This window comes from Brevundimonas subvibrioides ATCC 15264 (genome assembly GCF_000144605.1).
In the GTDB taxonomy this organism is placed as follows: domain Bacteria; phylum Pseudomonadota; class Alphaproteobacteria; order Caulobacterales; family Caulobacteraceae; genus Brevundimonas; species Brevundimonas subvibrioides.
Window position 1 is genome coordinate 779380 of the sequence record NC_014375.1, and the last position, 16775, is coordinate 796154.

At 68.1% G+C, this 16775-nt stretch carries 13 protein-coding genes; 7 read left to right on the forward strand and 6 right to left on the reverse strand.

The genetic code is table 11. The features are described from left to right. The first annotated feature begins 13 nt into the window (after positions 1-13). The 5 genes from aroA (at position 14) to mscL (ending at position 4844) form a co-directional block, all read left to right on the forward strand. Positions 14-1330: a 3-phosphoshikimate 1-carboxyvinyltransferase gene (gene aroA, locus BRESU_RS03915; protein ID WP_013268202.1), complete on the forward strand. Its 1317-nt coding sequence runs from the start codon at positions 14-16 to the stop codon at positions 1328-1330. A gap of 49 nt (positions 1331-1379) precedes the next feature. Beyond that, positions 1380-2036 (forward strand): (d)CMP kinase, encoded by a 657-nt coding sequence (cmk, locus tag BRESU_RS03920; protein ID WP_013268203.1) that lies wholly within the window; start codon positions 1380-1382, stop codon positions 2034-2036. 152 nt (positions 2037-2188) lie between these two features. Continuing rightward, the gene (gene rpsA, locus BRESU_RS03925) at positions 2189-3892 is read left to right on the forward strand and encodes a 30S ribosomal protein S1 (protein WP_013268204.1); all 1704 of its coding nucleotides are present in this window, start codon (positions 2189-2191) and stop codon (positions 3890-3892) included. 230 nt (positions 3893-4122) lie between these two features. After that, on the forward strand, positions 4123-4413 hold the full coding sequence (locus BRESU_RS03930; RefSeq protein WP_013268205.1) for an integration host factor subunit beta: 291 nt from the start codon (positions 4123-4125) through the stop codon (positions 4411-4413). A gap of 17 nt (positions 4414-4430) precedes the next feature. After that, positions 4431-4844 (forward strand): large-conductance mechanosensitive channel protein MscL, encoded by a 414-nt coding sequence (gene mscL, locus BRESU_RS03935; protein ID WP_013268206.1) that lies wholly within the window; start codon positions 4431-4433, stop codon positions 4842-4844. Positions 4845-4856: 12 nt separating this feature from the next. Here the strand turns inward: mscL and BRESU_RS03940 are convergent, their stop codons facing one another. After that, the gene (locus BRESU_RS03940) at positions 4857-5627 is read right to left on the reverse strand and encodes a hypothetical protein (protein ID WP_156796101.1); all 771 of its coding nucleotides are present in this window, start codon (positions 5625-5627) and stop codon (positions 4857-4859) included. 65 nt (positions 5628-5692) lie between these two features. Further along, a complete protein-coding gene (locus tag BRESU_RS03945) occupies positions 5693-6814 on the reverse strand; it encodes a hypothetical protein (protein ID WP_013268208.1) in 1122 nt (373 codons plus the stop codon). Positions 6815-7127: 313 nt separating this feature from the next. Between BRESU_RS03945 and BRESU_RS03950 the strand changes: the two genes are divergently transcribed. Beyond that, positions 7128-9062, forward strand: coding sequence for a peptide MFS transporter (locus BRESU_RS03950; RefSeq protein ID WP_013268209.1), 1935 nt, complete (start codon positions 7128-7130; stop codon positions 9060-9062). 42 nt (positions 9063-9104) lie between these two features. Here BRESU_RS03950 and BRESU_RS17295 read toward each other — a convergent pair whose 3' ends face one another. The 3 genes from BRESU_RS17295 to BRESU_RS03965 form a co-directional block, all read right to left on the reverse strand. Next, positions 9105-11138 carry a TonB-dependent receptor plug domain-containing protein gene (locus BRESU_RS17295; protein WP_013268210.1) on the reverse strand — a complete coding sequence of 678 codons (2034 nt, stop codon included), beginning with the start codon at positions 11136-11138 and terminating at the stop codon, positions 9105-9107. A 122-nt stretch (positions 11139-11260) separates the two neighbouring features. Further along, positions 11261-13315, reverse strand: coding sequence for a TonB-dependent receptor plug domain-containing protein (locus BRESU_RS03960; RefSeq protein WP_013268211.1), 2055 nt, complete (start codon positions 13313-13315; stop codon positions 11261-11263). A 137-nt stretch (positions 13316-13452) separates the two neighbouring features. Continuing rightward, the gene (locus tag BRESU_RS03965) at positions 13453-13938 is read right to left on the reverse strand and encodes a hypothetical protein (RefSeq protein ID WP_013268212.1); all 486 of its coding nucleotides are present in this window, start codon (positions 13936-13938) and stop codon (positions 13453-13455) included. A 187-nt stretch (positions 13939-14125) separates the two neighbouring features. On the opposite strand from BRESU_RS03965, the gene BRESU_RS03970 reads away from it, so the two are divergent. Then, entirely contained in the window at positions 14126-15061 is a 936-nt protein-coding gene (locus BRESU_RS03970; RefSeq protein ID WP_169308008.1) for a TraB/GumN family protein, read from the forward strand. A 110-nt stretch (positions 15062-15171) separates the two neighbouring features. Here the strand turns inward: BRESU_RS03970 and tldD are convergent, their stop codons facing one another. After that, positions 15172-16602 (reverse strand): metalloprotease TldD, encoded by a 1431-nt coding sequence (gene tldD / locus BRESU_RS03975; RefSeq protein WP_013268214.1) that lies wholly within the window; start codon positions 16600-16602, stop codon positions 15172-15174. Between the last annotated feature and the right edge of the window lie 173 nt (positions 16603-16775).

Sequence of the window (16775 nt, forward strand, 5' to 3'; positions counted from 1 at the left end):
CTACGGAGCCCGCGTGGCCTCCAACGCCCCCCATCTGACCGCACGTCCCGGCCATCCCCTGCGAGGGACCGTGCGGGCCCCCGGCGACAAGTCGATCTCCCACCGCTCCATGATCCTGGGGGCCATGGCCTCCGGCGTGACCGAGATCGACGGCCTGCTGGAAGGCGACGACGTCCTCGCCACCGCCCGCGCGGCCGAGGCCTTCGGTGCCAAGGTCGAACGGCTCGGCGGCGGACGCTGGCGGGTGACCGGGCGCGGCGGCTTCCAGACCCCGACGGGCGTCATCGACTGCGGCAATGCCGGCACGGGCGTGCGCCTGCTGATGGGGGCCGCCGCCGGCTATCCGATCGCCGCCACCTTCGACGGCGACGCCTCGCTGCGCGGCCGCCCGATGGGGCGCGTCACCGACCATCTGACCCGAATGGGCGCGACCTTCGCCTGGAGCGGAAAGCCCGGCCTGCTGCCGGCCACCCTGACAGGGGGCGCGCTTCACGCCATCGATCATGTCCAGACGGTCGCCTCGGCCCAGGTCAAGTCAGCCATCCTGCTGGCCGGTCTGAATGCCAGCGGCACGACGTCTGTCTCCGAGCCGGAAAAGAGCCGCGACCACACCGAGCGGATGCTGCGCGCCTTCGGTGCCGTCGTGGACGTCGAGGACCAGGGCGAGGGCTGGGTCATCCGCCTGCGCGGGGGGCAGCCCCTGACCGGCACGACCGTCTCCGTCCCCGGTGATCCCTCCTCCGCCGCCTTCCCCCTCGCCGCCGGCCTGATCGTGCCGGGCTCGGAGGTGACGGTCGAGGGCGTCATGCTGAACCCGCTGCGCACCGGCCTGTTCGACACCTGGCTTGAGATGGGCGCAGACCTGACCATCGCCAACCGCCGTGTCTCGGGCGGCGAGGACGTCGGCGACATCACGGCCCGCCATTCACCGCTGCAGGGCGTCGTCGTGCCCGAGAGCCGGGCCGCCTCCATGATCGACGAATACCCCATCCTGGCCGCCACCGCCGCCTTCGCGGTGGGCGCGACGGTGATGCGCGGCGTCGGCGAGATGCGGGTCAAGGAAAGCGACCGCATCCGCCTGATGGTCGACGGCCTGCGTGCCTGTGGCGTGGGGGTGGACGAGGAGCCGGAAGGCTTCATCGTCACCGGCGGCGCGGTCCCCGGCGGCGCGACCGTCCATACGGCCCACGACCACCGCATCGCCATGAGCCATCTCGTGCTGGGCCTGGCGGCTGCCGCGCCCATCACGGTCGACGAACCCGACATGATCGCCACGAGCTTCCCCGGTTTCGTAGAGATGATGCGCGCCCTGGGCGGAGATCTATTGTGAACACAGGTTCACTGGTGCGGTCCCCGCGACTGTGCTTCCTGCCCAGATCATGACCCGCCCCTTCGTCATCGCCGTCGACGGCCCCGCCGCCTCTGGCAAGGGCACGATCGCCTCCCGGCTGGCCTCGCACTACGGCCTGCCCTTCCTGGACACCGGCCTCCTGTACCGGGCGGTGGGCCTCGACGTCTTGACCGGCGGCGGTGATCTCGGCGATCCGGTCGCGGCCGAAGCAGCGGCGCGCGCCCTCGATGCCGCCCGCGTGGCCGAAGACGCCGCCCTGACGACCGGCGAGGCCGGGGAGGCGGCCAGTCGCGTCGCCGGCCACCCCGGCGTCCGCGCCGCCCTGCTGGACCTGCAGCAGGCCTTCGCCCGCCAGCCCGCCGGCGCGGTGCTGGACGGGCGCGACATCGGCACGGTCATCGCCCCGGGCGCTCCCGCCAAGCTGTTCGTGACGGCCACGCCCGAGACCCGGGCGCGCCGCCGCTGGCTGCAGTTGAGCGGACGCGGCGACACCATCACCTACGAGGCCATGCTGGCCGACATCCAGCGCCGGGACGAACGCGACGCCGGACGCGGCTCGGCCCCCATGGTCCAGGCCGACGACGCCGTCTTGCTGGACACGACCGATATGGATATAGAGAGTGCCTTCGATGCGGCCCGCCGTATCGTCGAGGCGGCGCGCGTCCGACACGGCTTTCTGGCCTGACCGGACAAATCCAACGCTCCCATCCTCGGCTTCCGCGGGCGTTCTGGCACCGATCGCCTCGCTTTCGACGACCTGACTGACATCTTCGAACTTCACCTCGCGCAGGGCCGTCCGGTCTTGCGCCCCAGCCCTATCGGAAACACCAGAGCTATATGTCTGATACCCTGAACCCCACGCGCGACGACTTTTCGGCGCTGCTCGACGAACAACTGCAAGGCCGCGATCTCGGCGAAGGCCAGGTCGTTCATGGCCGCGTCGTCGGCATCGAAAAGGATATCCTGATCATCGACGTCGGTCTGAAGACCGAAGGCCGCATCTCGATCCGTGAATTCGCCGTCGGCGAAGGCTCCGTGGTCCCCAAGGTCGGCGACAACGTCGAAGTCTATCTGGAGCGCGTCGAGAACGCCCTGGGTGAGGCCGTCATCAGCCGCGACAAGGCCCGTCGCGAAGAAGCCTGGACCCGTCTGGAAGTCGTCTTCGCCGAAGGCGTGCCGGTCAACGGCGCCATCGTCGGTCGCGTCAAGGGCGGCTTCACCGTCGACCTGGGCGGCGCGTCCGCCTTCCTGCCCGGCTCGCAGGTCGACATCCGCCCGGTGCGCGACGTCGGTCCGCTGATGGGCAAGGAACAGCCGTTCCAGATCCTCAAGATGGACCGCCCGCGCGGCAACATCGTCGTCTCGCGTCGTGCGATCCTCGAAGAAGCCCGCGCCGAACAGCGCACGGAGCTGGTCGGCCAGCTGCAAGAGGGTGAAGTCCGCGACGGCGTCGTCAAGAACATCACCGACTACGGCGCGTTCGTGGACCTGGGCGGCATCGACGGCCTGCTGCACGTCACCGACATGTCGTGGAAGCGCGTCTCCCACCCGTCGCAGGTGCTCGCCGTCGGCGACACCGTCCAGGTGCAGATCGTCAAGATCAACCCGGACACCCAGCGCATCTCGCTGGGCATGAAGCAGCTGCAGTCCGACCCGTGGGATGGCGTCGAAGCCAAATACCCGCCGGGCGCCAAGTACACGGGCCGCATCACCAACATCACCGACTACGGCGCATTCGTTGAGCTGGAAGCCGGCGTCGAGGGCCTGGTCCACGTCTCGGAAATGTCCTGGACCAAGAAGAACGTCCACCCCGGCAAGATCGTCTCGACCTCGCAGGAAGTCGACGTCGTGGTCCTGGATGTCGACGCCTCCAAGCGCCGCATCTCGCTGGGCCTGAAGCAGGCCCAGGACAATCCGTGGGATGCCTTCGTCGCTGCCAACCCGATCGGCTCGACCGTCGAGGGCGAGGTCAAGAACGCCACCGAATTCGGCCTGTTCATCGGCCTGGACAACGACATCGACGGCATGGTGCACCTGTCCGACCTCGACTGGTCGGTCTCGGGTGAGGAAGCCATCCAGCGCTACCGCAAGGGCGAGATGGTCAAGGCCAAGGTCCTGGACGTCGACGTCGAGAAGGAACGCGTCTCGCTCGGCATCAAGCAGCTGGGCGGCGATCCCGTCGGCGACGGCGACACCTACAAGAAGGGTCAGACCGTCACCGTGACCGTCACCTCCATCGAGTCGGGCGGCATCGAGGTCAAGTTCGGCGAGGACGACGCGCCGATCACCAGCTTCGTGCGCAAGTCGGACATCAGCCGCGACAAGAACGAGCAGCGCCCCGAGCGTTATGCCGTCGGCGACCGCGTCGATGCCCAGATCACGAGCATCGACAAGGCGACCCGTCGCATCTCCGTCTCGATCAAGGCCCTCGAAATGGCCGACGAGAAGGAAGCCATCGAACAGTTCGGATCCTCGGATTCGGGCGCCTCGCTGGGCGACATCCTGGGTGCGGCCCTGCGCGAGAAAGCCAAGCAGGACTGATCCTTCGATCCGTCTACGGAATGGCGGGCGGCCGGAGCGATCCGGCCGCCCGTTTTCGTGCGCGGTCTCTGAGTCCGTGTACGGTTGCGGAAAATTAACGATCATTCCCCGGCGGAAACTGTTCAAACCCTCTTTTTCGCGCGCCGAGCGAAGGCTAGGGTGGCCTCGCAACGGGATTGAAGTTGCACCCGTATTTGCTCTTCAGGGCAGGAAAGGGCGGGGGCCTGGACATGATCAAGTCTGAGCTGATCGAGAAGCTGGCGGCTGAGAACACGCATCTCACCCACGCCGAGGTCGAGCGCGTCGTGAACGTGGTGCTCGGTCGCATGACCGACGCCATGGCCAGTGGCGGCCGGGTCGAACTGCGCGGCTTCGGGGCCTTTTCCGTGCGCTCACGGCCGGCGCGCGCGGGCCGCAATCCGCGTACCGGTGAAACTGTGGACGTGCCTGCCAAGGCCGTACCCTTCTTCAAGAGCGGCAAGGAGCTGCGCGAGCGGCTGAACGCCAGCGGCGACGCCTGAGTCCGAGGACACGATCGATGGGTCTGGTTTCCGAGTTCAAGGAATTCATCGCGCGCGGCAATGTCGTCGACCTCGCGGTCGGCGTCATCATCGGGGCCTCGTTCGGCAAGATCGTCACCAGCCTGGTCGAGCAGGTGGTCATGCCGCCGATCGGACTTCTGCTGGGCGGCGTCGACTTCTCTCACCTCCAGTGGGAGCTTCGGCCCGAGAACCTGGCCACCGAAGAGGTCGAACAGGTGGCCATCCAGTACGGGGCCTTCCTGAATACGGTGATCCAGTTCCTGATCGTGGCCTTTGTCATCTTCCTGATGGTCAAGGCGATCAACCGGCTGAAACGCGCCGAGGCCGCCGCCCCCGAGGCCCCGCACGTCCCCACGGCGTCGGAGGTCCTGCTGGCCGAGATCCGCGACGAGCTGAAGGCCCGCCGTTGAAGCGAGGGCCCGTCAGCGACGCCTGCGGCTGCCCGTGACGACCATGTCCAGCAGACGGCCCTCTGCGGCGGCCATGTCGGACGCGCGCACGGGAACGCCTTCGAGCTCTGCGGCCACCAGCTGCCCGTCAGCAGGATAGGCCGGAACTTCATGTTCCGAGCGGCAGGCGGTGTATCGCCCGTTCGAGACAAGGCAACTGATCGACACCTGGAACGTCGATGTCCGCGAGACCCTGCGTTCGAGCACGCGATCGGGCATGATGACCACGGGCGTTTCGATCAGGAGGTCGTCGAGGCGCGGAGCACGATCCCGGTCGTTCGTCGTGGGATAGCCGCACGCCCCGAGCACGGCGTCGAGGCCGGTCGAGCTGGTCGGCAAATCGACCTCCATACGGAAGGGTGCGTCCGCCTCGGTGTCCGAACGTATCGAGAGCGGGCCACCCGCTTTCAGGAAACGAACCAGACGGTCATCGCTGTCCGCCACGACGGTCGTGCCGTCAGATCGCCGCTCCCAGAGCTTTCGCATTGTCTGCCCGGTCCCCAGCCGCAGATCGTACCAGGCAGACCCCGGAGATGCGGGCGGCAGGCGCAGGATCGCGGTCCGCAGAGTGCCCGCGCGGCACAGAACGACGATGGAGACGCCGCTCGAGTAATCCACGGTCGCGACGGTGGTTTGCTGATCTGGCGCGGTGGACAGGTCCCAGTCATCGTCGGTCTGGGCGAACGCAGGGTTGGTGCTTCCCAGACAGGCAAGGGCGAGCACGACCGAAAGCGGTGCGGACAATTTCAATCGCAGACCCTCCCCCACAAACGTATCGCCGATTGGCGACCCGTCAACAGGGCGTTGCTTCAGGCTGCGTCCCTCGTCTGTGCGGGCACGGGCACCGGCCGTAGGCAGATCCCGTAGTCTCCATCGAACGGTGTCGGGGCCCAGGTGTCGACCCCTGCGGTATCCGGCTCGAACCGGACGTGGCAGTGGCCCCAGCCGCCTTCGCGTTTCGCCGTCTGCGCGAGGGGCCCGAGGCGCTTCAGCAGATGCGCGTTGACGGTCTGGATGCGGACCTTGGCGGCCCCCAGAGCCCGCGCGTTCTTCAGCAGCGCCTCCATCAGGGCGGGGATGGCGCGCGGCTCGTTCTTCAGGGCCACGAGGTCCAGGATCTCCAGCATGGGTGGCTCAATCGGATTGCCCTTGGACATCGTCGCCATGGCGAAACCGGTGATCGACTCGCCCGCGCCGAACGCCAGAAGCAACGGCCGGAGCGTCAGGTCCGGATCGCTCAATCGCCAGCGGATGGTCGTCGGGCTGCGGTCTGCGATCAGCCGACCCTCGGCCTTCAGCGCGCTCCAGAAATCGGCATAGGGCGACCGGTCGGCCAGATCGGCCAGCACCGAGACGCCGGCGGGCAGCGACAGCGACACGGCATCCCCCAGCCGCCCGTTAAGCAGCCGCTCTTGGGCCGGATCGATCAGGTGAGGCGCGCGCCTGTCCACTTCACGCCACAACCGGCCCCCGGCGCAGGCCAGGGTGTCGATCCGCCATGACAGCTTGAGATCGTGGGTTGTCGGCGGCCAGGCGACCATGTCGAAGCGCTTGTACAGGGGGCTCGACGTCGGATTGGCGTTGAAGGTGTAGCGGGCGAACACGCCCGGCTGTTCGGCAAAGGTCCGCAGCAGCTTGCGGCTGCGGCCCCGCGCGCGGGGCGTGACGATGATCGAGAAGCCGGTCGCGCCATACAGGGTCTCTTCGCCCCGATGGAACCGCTGGACGAAATTGCCGGTCATGCCGCACGCCTCGCCGTCGGCGTCCGCCTCGAGCAGCCAGCCCGCCGGAGCACCCGACTCCAGCCGTGCGGGGTTCCCGGCCAGCCAGCGCCAGCCGGCCGCCGAGCGCTGCGGCCAGCCGACCGATCGGTGCAGCAGGTTCAGTGCCTCATGGTCGTCGTCTTCGATCGTGCGAACGGAAAAGCTCATCCGGGTAGTCCCTTGGCGACACAGTCGCCCTTCCTGATGGCAAGCCGCTGCAGACATCGGGCCACACGAAGCGCGCCAGGACAGAACCGGGGGATGAGCCGGCCGGGACCCGGGGTCGTGTCCTTTCCCGGCCTTCGTGACGCTTTCGTTATCCATAAGGCTTGTCCGGCCTTGCCCGCCGTGCTGCTTATGCCGCAACGAAGCGCCCATACAGGCGCGTGGATGGGAGTATGGCGTTGATCAGGACGGACAGGGCGCGCGCGGCGGATCGGCCGCGCAGAACCGGGGACACGACGGTCGGAGGGACGGCGTCGTGAACATCGTCATCCTGGCCGGTCTGCTCATCACCTTCGCCACCGGCCTGCCGGTGCTGCTGCAGATCCTGAAGAACCACCCGCGCGGCCTGATCATCCTGTTCTTCGCCGAGGCGTGGGAGCGGTTCTCCTACTACGGCATGCGCGGCCTGCTGGTCTTCTTCCTGACCCAGCACTTCCTGTTCGACGATGCCCGGGCGGGCTCGACTTACGGATCCTATACCTCGCTGGTCTATCTGCTGCCCCTGCTGGGCGGCATCCTGGCCGACCGGTTCATCGGCACGCGCAAGGCCGTGGCCTTCGGGGCCCTGCTCCTGGTCGCCGGTCATGGCATGATGGCCTACGAAGGCCGGGAATCGACCCAGACCCTGACCTATGCGGGCCAATCCTACGAAATCCAGGCCGAAGGCCGGGGCGCGGCCCGCGACGTCGGCATTGTCGTCGACGGCCAGAAATACGCCTTTGGCGGCGGAGAGGGCGGCGGCCTGGCCATCACCGACCTGCCGGCCTCGGCACCCTTGCCCCAGACCCTGGCACCCGGCTCGTACCAGCTGACGACCGACACCGATCAGCTGGGCCTGAACGTCTTCTATCTGGCGCTGTCGCTCATCATCATGGGCGTCGGTTTCCTGAAGCCGAACATCTCGACCATCGTGGGACAGCTGTATCCGCAGGGGGATCCCAGGCGCGATTCCGGCTTCACCCTCTACTACTACGGCATCAACCTGGGCTCGTTCTGGGCCGCGATCCTGTGTGGATATCTGGGACAGAACTTCGGCTGGCAGTACGGCTTCGGTCTCGCCGGGCTCGGCATGGCGGCCGGGTTCGTGGTCTTCGTCCTCGGCAAGAAGCACCTGCTGGGCAAGGCCGAACCCCACAACCCCGAACTGTTGAAGAAGCCCTTCATCGGCCCGCTGAACCGCGAATGGCTGATCTACATCGGCGGCATCCTGGGCGTCATTCCGGTCTATTTCCTGATCCAGAACAATGCCATCGTCGGGACCGCCCTCAGCCTGTCGACCGTGGCGTCGCTGGCCTTCATCGCCTGGATCGTGGCCGTCGCCTGCAAGACCTGGGCGGAGCGCCAGCGCATGATGCTCGCGGTCGTGCTGATCGTCGGCGCGGTGATCTTCTGGACCCTGTTCGAACAGGCCGGCAGCTCGCTGAACCTGTTCGCCGATCGCAACGTCGACCTGACCCTGTTCCCGCAGGCCGTGCAGGCTTTCGGCCTGACCTTCGGCACACCGGAGCAACTGGCTGCGGCCGGTCTGCAACCGGGAGCCGGCTGGATCGACACGACCATGACGTCGTCCCAGACCCAGTCGTTCAACTCGGGCTTCATCCTGATCTTCGCGCCGATCTTCGCCGCCCTCTGGGCCGGCCTGGGCCGTCGCAAGATGGATCCGGATCCGACCATGAAGTTCGGCCTCGGCCTGCTTCAGGTCGGTCTCGGCTTCATGGTGGTGGTGTGGGGTGCCGGGATGGCGAACTCGGCCTTCCAGATGCCGATCATCCTGCTGGGCTTGCTCTACATGCTACACACCACGGGCGAGCTGTTCGTCTCGCCGGTGGGGCTGTCGGAGATCACCAAGCTCAGCCTGCCCGCCGTGGTCAGCTTCATGATGGCGGTCTGGTTCCTGGCCTCCTCGATCGCCCAGTTCGTCGGCGGAATCATCGCCGGCTTCGCGGGCACCGAGACGGTCGGCGGCGAGGTTCTGGACCCCGGTCTGGCGCTGCGCACGTCGCTGGGCGTGTTCGAGAAACTGGGCTGGGCCGGCATCGCGGCCGGCGTCGTCTTCATCCTGCTCAGCTTCGTCATCAAGGGCTGGTCGAACGGGGCGAACGACGCGTCCAACCACCCCGGGCCGACCCTGACGGACGGCGGCAAGGAAGACGGCAACATCGCCGCGCCGCAGACCTCGACTCCGGGCTGATAAAGAAAGGGGCGGCGTTTCAGGCGCCGCCCCTGTTTGCCGTCAGAACGTCCGACGGGCCTGCAGGAAGACGAACGGACCTTGGCGCGTCCCGCGATCCTCGCGGAAGGCCAGCGGTGAACTGTCCCGCGGCCCGGCATAGACGAAGCGGGTACGCCGCCGCTCCAGATCGCTGGCGTTGCCCGCGTCGAAGCGGAGCGTCAGCTCCGGCCGGGGCTTCCACTGGACGAAGAAGGTCAGATCGGGGTCGGTCTCAGTGCGCCGGACCTCGCGTATCCGGTACTGCAGCGAGTCGTCGACGTTGCAGCCGTGATGCCCGCCGTACGACCAGCGTCCGCCGCGCAGATCCTGGTCGAAACTGACGCCGCATCCATTCGCCAGCTGCCCGCTGAAGCGTCGCGTCTCTCCCGTCAGGGGATCGATCACGCTCGACTGATCCCAGCTGTAGCGACCGTTGAACCGGGCGTTGGGAAGGCCGAACCGGTCCAGCGGCAGGGCCAGCTGGATCTGCTGGAAGTCCGACGTTCCCGACCCGATGTTGCCCACCGCCTCGAACCCGCCGACCAGGGGAATGACGTCGACGATGTCCTCCCATTCGCGGTGCGACGCCGTCAGCGTCAGCACGCCCTCGCCCCAGAACCGCCGCTCGTAGACGGCCTCGACGATCCAGCTCTTTTCGGGCTCCAGCTCGGGATTGCCGCCCTCGACCTGGTTCAGATCGACGTCGGCCGAGGCCACGAAGTCCTCGAAATCCAGCTGGCCCACCTCGCGCTCCAGCCGCAGCCGGACCTGTTGGTTGGCGATGGGCGTCCAGGTCAGCTGCAGGCGCGGCTTGGGATAGACGAAGGTCCGCGACAGGTCGCTGTCGCCGGACTGGCGGATGTCGGACACCTCGACCCGCAGCGCGGCCTCGACCGTCAGCCTTGGGTCGGGGCGCCAGGTCGCCTGACCGAAGGCCTCGCCCCGCAGCTCCTCGACCTTGACCGAAGCGGAGGGCAGGGGGACCGGCACGCCGTCCTCGGCATAGGTCGTGGTGCTGTCCAGGAAGTTGTAGGCCGCCTCGCCGCCGCCTTCCCACGCCCACCGGTCGTTGGGGCGAAACCGCAGGACGGCCCGGGCAATGCTCTCGCCCGCGGTGGCGTCGGACCCGAAGTCGGACCGGCCGCCGGCGTTGCGAGACCCCGACAGGCTGTCTTCGGTCTCATAGGTCTGCAGGCCGATCAGTTCGATCTCGGCGCGCTGGCCGAGCGGCCGCGACCAGTTCGCCCCGACCTCGCCCTCGACGCTGCTGAAGTCGCCGGTGCTCAGCTCGTCCGAACCGGCACCCGAGACGATGCGGGTGTCGATCGTGTTCGCCGTCTCGAACCAGCCGCCCACGCCCGTGATCCGTAGCTTGCCGCCTCCGACCCGGCCCTGCCAGCCGACCGTGGCCTCGACATTCCGGTATCGGTCCCAAAGGTCCAGGTCCGCGTCCTGGGTGACATTGCCGGCCGCGTCGAACCGGCGACGATAGCCGGTCGCCGTCTGTCCGGTACGGTCCGAGCTCGCGCTGAACGAGGCCTCCAGCTGGTCGTCGCCCTCGCGCCGCGACCATGAGCCCTTCAGCAACGGCCCCAGGTAGCCGTCGGGATACAGATAGCTGTTGAGCTCGACCACCCGCTCGATCTGGACCGTGCGTTTCAGCACGACGTTGGCGATGACGGCCCGGCCCTGCATGTCGATGCCCGGCGCGCCGCCCCGGATCAGCTCGATCCGTTCGACGCTGTCGGCCGAGATGCGGCGCAGGACTGAGTCGAGTTCTTCGCTCTTGGTCGCGGGACGGTCGCCGTCGATCAGCACATTGCCCGCCGCTCCGGCGAACCCGCGCGTGTCGTTGTCGCCGCTGTCGAGCCCAAACCCGGGCAGGCGACCGATCATGTCCAGCGCCGTGTTCGGGCTGGAACTGGCGAAGAAGTCCGGGGTGAAGACCAGCACACCCTGCTGGCTCGCCCCGGCGGCGTCCACGGTTTGCGCCGCTGCCCCGTGGGGCATGACCAGCATGGCGGACGTGGCGAGCAGCAGCGCTCTGGTGATCATGAAATGCGCCCCCCGGCCACCGGATCGGATGGCCGGGTCCGCCTACAACGACACGCACGACCGGAGGATTAAATCTGTGTCAGGTTCCGCGGCATTCGGCGCATCGGGTGCTGCGGACCCCGTCAGAAGGTCTTCTTGAGGGTGATCTGGTAGAAGGTGTTGGGGTCGATGTCGCGGGTCTCGACGAAGGCGACGGGCCGCCCGCCGGTGCGACTGGCATAGACGGTGCGTTCGACGTTGAAGTCGTTCCACACCGTGACCTGGGCCCGGATCGAGATCGACGTGGTCGGCTTGTACTCCACAAAGCCCTGGAAATAGTCGTCGCCGTAGAAGCCCGAGGTCTGGTCCGGATCGTAGGAATACTGACGCAGCGACGCCAGGAAGGTGGCCGCCCAGTTGATCTTCCAGCTGGTGATGTCCTGGCTGATCGTGAAGGCCGGCTGCGAGGCCCGCACGCCCGAGATGGGCCGGCTCTGGCCCGTCGTCGGGTCGGTGACCCGGGTCTTGTTCCACTCGTTCTCGAAGGTGAACTGGCCGCCGGAAAAGCCGGTCCAGTCCAGTGGAACCGAGATGTTGACCGCCAGCTGGTCCAGCGTGCCGTCGCCGATGTTGCCGACCGCCGACAGGTCGCCGGGCAGAGGCAACTGGTCGATGACGCCGGTGATCTCATCGTGGCGATAGCCCACCGACACGATGCCGTCCCCCAGGAAGCGGCGCTCGTAGACCAGTTCGGTGACCCAGCGCTGCTCGGGCTCGAGGTCGACGTTGCCGCCGAACACATTGTCCTCTTCCAGCTCGGCCGAGGCGGCGAAGTCGCCGAAGTCGAGCTGCCCGACCTCGCGCTCGAAGCGGAAGCGGACCTGGTTGTTGGCCATGGGTGTCCAGGTGGCCTGGAAGCGGGGCTTGGCGAAATAGAACGACTTCTCCTGATCCGCATCTCCGGACTGGGTGATGGTGGACGCCTCCAGTCGGAGCCCGCCCTCCAGCGTCAGGTCCGGGCGGATGCGCCAGGTCGCCTTCGAGAACGCCTCGCCGCGCGTCTCCTCGACCGTGACCGAGGCGGACGGGAGAGGCACGGGCGTGCCGCCGACGGTGAAGGCCTGATCGGTCTCCAGCATGTTGTAGGCCACCTCGGCCCCGCCCTCGATCGTCATCGACGGCGACCGCTCCCAGCGCAGCAGCGAGCGCAGGATGGTCTCCGACGCGTTGCCGACGGAGGTGAAGCGCTGCTCGGGGCTCGTCGTGCCGCCGATCTGGCTGGCGGAGGTCGAGGCCCCGTCGAAGTCGCTCCATTCCCGGATGAAACGCGTCTCGCTGGTCAGGCCGGCACGCACCGGGCGGGTATAGACGGCTCCGATCTCCCCGCTGGTGCCGTCTTCGCTGTAGCCGTTGTCGCGGCGGATCCCGGGCGCGGTCTGCAGGCTGAAATTGCGATAGTCGTTCTGGCCGATCCGCGCCGTCAGATCGATCTTCCCGCCCAGGAAGGCGTCGGCATAGTTGCCCCGGATGGCCTGGCCGCCGCCCTTCTGGTCGTTGATGTAGAACTCGTCGCGGAGGATCAGCCCGTTGGCATCGCGTCGGATGACCTGACCGGATCCGTTGGAATCGCTGGTGCTGACCCCGTCGGACAGGGTGATGCCCCAGGACCGTTCCCCGTCCCGGGCCGTGAACTGGTACGAGCCGTTGTAGACGTCCTGCCCGCCGTCGAAGAGGAAGGCGTTCCACGTCACGACCGACTGGCGGCTGGACTGGCTCCTGGTGATCACGTTCACGACGACGGAATAGCCCTGCATGTCGATGCCGGGGGCACCGCCGCGGACCAGCTCGATGCGCTCGACCTGCGCGGCCAGGGTGCGGCCGAGGACCGAGGATCCGCTGTCGTTCTTGGACGCCGGGCGGGCCCCGTTGATCAGGATGTTGCCGACGGCCCCCTCGAAGCCGCGCGATCCGTCGCCGTCCTGGGTGGAGAAGCCGGGCACCCGGCTGACCATGTCCAGCGCGGTATTGGGCCGGTAGTCGGTGAAGAAGTCCGGGGTGAAGACGAGGACGCCCTGCTGGCTGGCCTCGGCCACCGGCGCCGCGGTCTGGGCCGAGGGCGTAGCGGGTGCGGTCTGGGCCTGGGCCGCGCCTGCGCCCAACAGGATGGCCGTCGTGGCCAGCAGGATCGTCTTCGTCATCGCCTGGGGTTCCCCTCGTTTGTGAGGGCAGGTTTGGCGGTGGGCCGAGCCGATCTCCAGTTACAAGCCGGACAGGTGCATTAAATCGAATACAGCATTACGGCCGCGTAATGCTGTCTAAAGTTTCACAATTGCGGTTATTCAAAGAAGGTGTCGACGTTCCTTGCCGGCTCCGACTGTATAGCGGTGTCCGCTGCGGGGGGCGGTGCTGCGGGCGTCCGGGCCGGGCGTCGATCGAAGCCGAACAGGCGCGACCCATCCTGCAGAGGATCCGTGGTGGTCACGGTCGCGACGCTCGCGGGCACCGGCCCCTGGTAGGCGGGTCGGGGCGCGATGACCGGTTCCGGCGGGCCCCAGTCCTCGCCGGCATAGGCGTCGGGGGGCATGTCGTCCGCGCCGGTCATCCCGGCCGGTCGGTCCAGCGCGGCCCGGTCGAAGCCGTCGTTCAGGGTGCCGACCTCAAGGATGTCGCCGGCCACGGGGACCGGCTCGACCGGCGCCACGACGGCGATCGCCAGGCGGGGTCCGGCGTTGGTCGGCACCGAGACCGCACGGGGAGCCAGGGACCAGGCCCCGATTCCGACGAGGACAGCGGCCGCCACGATGCCGCCGACGGCGACCATGCGACGGGAATCGCGGGACCTGGATGATGAGCCTTGAACCACGACGCGCTCCCGAGGGTGACGTGGGTGCAAACACGGCGGCGCCACGGCAGTTCCCCCTGCGGCCTGCGGCCACGCTCGCGCCACAATCGAAGACAAGTTTCCTTTACTCATGGCGGGGTGGAGGGGCACGGCTTTGCGTTCACAAATGCTGATCGGGCTGAGCGCCCTCGCGCTCCTCGGCGCCACGCCGGGGATGGCGCAGGAGTCCGCAGAGGACAGGGTCGACGACATCATCGTCGTCGCCCGCCGGTCCCAGACCCCGATCTGGGAGGTCAGTCGCGGGGACGACTCGCTGATCCTGGTCGGCAGTATCCGGGGCCTGCCGCGCGGCTTCGAATGGAACCCGTCAGGGCTGGAAGCCGCCACTGCGCGCGCGGACCGCATCCTATATCCGCCCGTCGGTCGGGTTTCGGCCTCGGACCTGCTTCGCGTGATCTGGCGAGCGCGGACGATCGGCCGGTTGCCGGGCGAAACGACCAGCGCGGACTATCTCGACGCGGCGACCCAGGCGCGACTGGAGACTGTGATGGCCGACGAAGGCGACGACTGGCGGCGCAAGAGCTTCGTCTTTCTGGGCTTCGACTTGATGCAGGACAAGGCGGGCTATCGCAGCGGCGGGGACGACGCCGATGACGTGGTGCGCCGCTCGGCCCGGCGGGCCCGGATCGAGGGCGAGACGGTGGGCGAGGTTCGCGGCGACGAGATCGTCGACAACCTGATCACCCAGGCGCCGCAGGACTATGTGCCCTGTATCGCGGCCGGGATCGTGGCGGCGGAGGGCGGTCCGGACGGGTTCGTGGCGCGCGCAGAGGACTGGCGGGCCCTGCGGGTGCCGGACGTGATCGAGAACCCCCTGGATATCGCCCTGGGCCAGTGCTGGCCGTGGGGCGATCCCGAGATCGGGCCGCAGCTGCGCAGCCAGTGGCTGACGGCGATCGCCGGGGCGCTGGATCAGCCGGGGACCACGCTGGCGGTCGCCCCGTTGCGGCTGCTGGCCGAACCGGGCGGCGTGCTGGACGGGCTGGAGGCGCAGGGCTTCGAGGTCCGCGGTCCGGACTGGAAGGCCAGTCAGGCGGACTGAAAAACACCGTCCGACCCGTCCGACCCGTTCGGGGTGATCGTGCTGAATGACGATGTCAAAGACCGAAAAGACCGAGGCTAGAGCATCGCCACGTCAAATCCGGTCGCACCCTAAACGGCGGTCCCGCCCACCGTCAGGCCGCCGATCTTGAGGCTGGGCTGGCCGATGCCGACGGGGACGCCCTGGCCCGACTTGCCGCAGACGCCGACGCCGGGGTCGAAGGCGAAGTCGTCGCCGATCATCGAGACGTTGGTCAGGGCCGTCGCGCCGTCGCCGATCAGGGTGGCGCCCCGGACAGGCGCGGTGATCTTGCCGTCCTCGATCAGATAGGCCTCGGTGCACTGGAAGACGAACTTGCCGTTGGTGATGTCGACCTGACCGCCACCGAAGTTGGCCGCATAGAGGCCGCGCCTGGTGCTCGCGATCATGTCCGCCTGTTTGGCTGACCCGCCCTCCATGAAGGTGTTGGTCATGCGCGGCATGGGCATGTGGGCGAAGGACTGGCGCCGGCCGTTGCCGGTCGCGCGCTGGCCCAGCTGACGCGCCGACAGACGGTCGTTCATCAGCCCGACCATGATGCCGTCCTCGATCAGGACGGTCCGCGAGGTGGGCGTACCCTCGTCGTCCACCGACAGCGAACCGCGACGTCCGGCGATGGAGCCGTCGTCGACGATGGTGACGCCGGGGGCGGCCACGCGCTTGCCCATCATGCCGCTGAACACGGACGAGCCCTTGCGGTGGAAGTCGCCCTCGAAACCGTGGCCGATGGCCTCGTGCAGCAGCACGCCGGGCCAGCCGGCGGCCAGGACGACGTCCATCTCACCGGCGGGGCAGTCGACGGCCTCGAGGTTGACCAGGGCGCCGCGCAGGGCCTCGTCCACCTGGGCCTGCCAGCGCTCGGTCTGGATCCAGGTCTCGAACCCGGCGCGACCGCCGGCCCCCGACGACATCGTCTCGCGGCGGCCGTCCTTCTCGACCGTGACCGAGACGTTCAGCCGGACGAGGGGGCGTACATCGTTCACCGTCAGGCCGTCGGCGCGCAGGATCTCGATCGCACGGCGCTCGCCAACGATGGAGGCCGAGACCTGGACCACCCGCGGATCGCGAGCGCGGGCCCAGGCGTCGATTTCCTGCAGCAGGGCGATCTTGTCGGAGAAGGCCGGCGAGGCGAGGGGGTCGACCGCGTCGTAGAGCTTCTGGTTGGTGGCGCGGGGCCCTTCGGCGGTGGTGCCGGCGTGGCCCGACTTGGCCAGGGACGCGCTGTCAGCGGCGCGGCGCAGGGCGGCCGCGCTGATTTCGTTGGCGTGGGCGTAGCCGGCGGTTTCCCCGGCGACGACGCGGAGCCCGAACCCCTCGGTGGCGTCATAGGCGGCGGCCTTCAGGCGACCGTCGTCGAAGACCAGCGATTCGGATTCCGAGCGTTCCAGGAACAGCTCCCCGTCGTCGGCCCCGTGGAGCGCACCCTTGAGGATGGACAGGGCCTCGGACGGATCGACGCCCGAGGATTCGAGCAGGGGCGGCGGGGGGATGTGGACGGTCATGGACGGAAGATAGGGAGGAGGAGGCTGATTGTCTCCTCCCCGTCGCGCAGCGATGGGGAGGTGGATCCGTAGCGCAGCGGAGGAGACGGAGGGGGTCTTGCGACGCCAAGAACCCCTCCGTCAGCTCGCAAGGGCTCGCTGCCACCTCCCCATCGCCCTTCGGCGACGGGGAG

Coding starts and splice junctions, on each gene's coding strand:
- cmk (WP_013268203.1), top strand. CDS start 1,380: ATGACCCGCCCCTTCGTCATCGCCGTCGACGGCCCCGCCGCCTCTGGC.
- rpsA (WP_013268204.1), top strand. CDS start 2,189: ATGTCTGATACCCTGAACCCCACGCGCGACGACTTTTCGGCGCTGCTC.
- BRESU_RS03930 (WP_013268205.1), top strand. CDS start 4,123: ATGATCAAGTCTGAGCTGATCGAGAAGCTGGCGGCTGAGAACACGCAT.
- mscL (WP_013268206.1), top strand. CDS start 4,431: ATGGGTCTGGTTTCCGAGTTCAAGGAATTCATCGCGCGCGGCAATGTC.
- BRESU_RS03945 (WP_013268208.1), bottom strand. CDS start 6,814: ATGAGCTTTTCCGTTCGCACGATCGAAGACGACGACCATGAGGCACTG.
- BRESU_RS17295 (WP_013268210.1), bottom strand. CDS start 11,138: ATGATCACCAGAGCGCTGCTGCTCGCCACGTCCGCCATGCTGGTCATG.
- BRESU_RS03960 (WP_013268211.1), bottom strand. CDS start 13,315: ATGACGAAGACGATCCTGCTGGCCACGACGGCCATCCTGTTGGGCGCA.
- BRESU_RS03965 (WP_013268212.1), bottom strand. CDS start 13,938: ATGGTCGCCGTCGGCGGCATCGTGGCGGCCGCTGTCCTCGTCGGAATC.
- BRESU_RS03970 (WP_169308008.1), top strand. CDS start 14,126: ATGCTGATCGGGCTGAGCGCCCTCGCGCTCCTCGGCGCCACGCCGGGG.
- tldD (WP_013268214.1), bottom strand. CDS start 16,602: ATGACCGTCCACATCCCCCCGCCGCCCCTGCTCGAATCCTCGGGCGTC.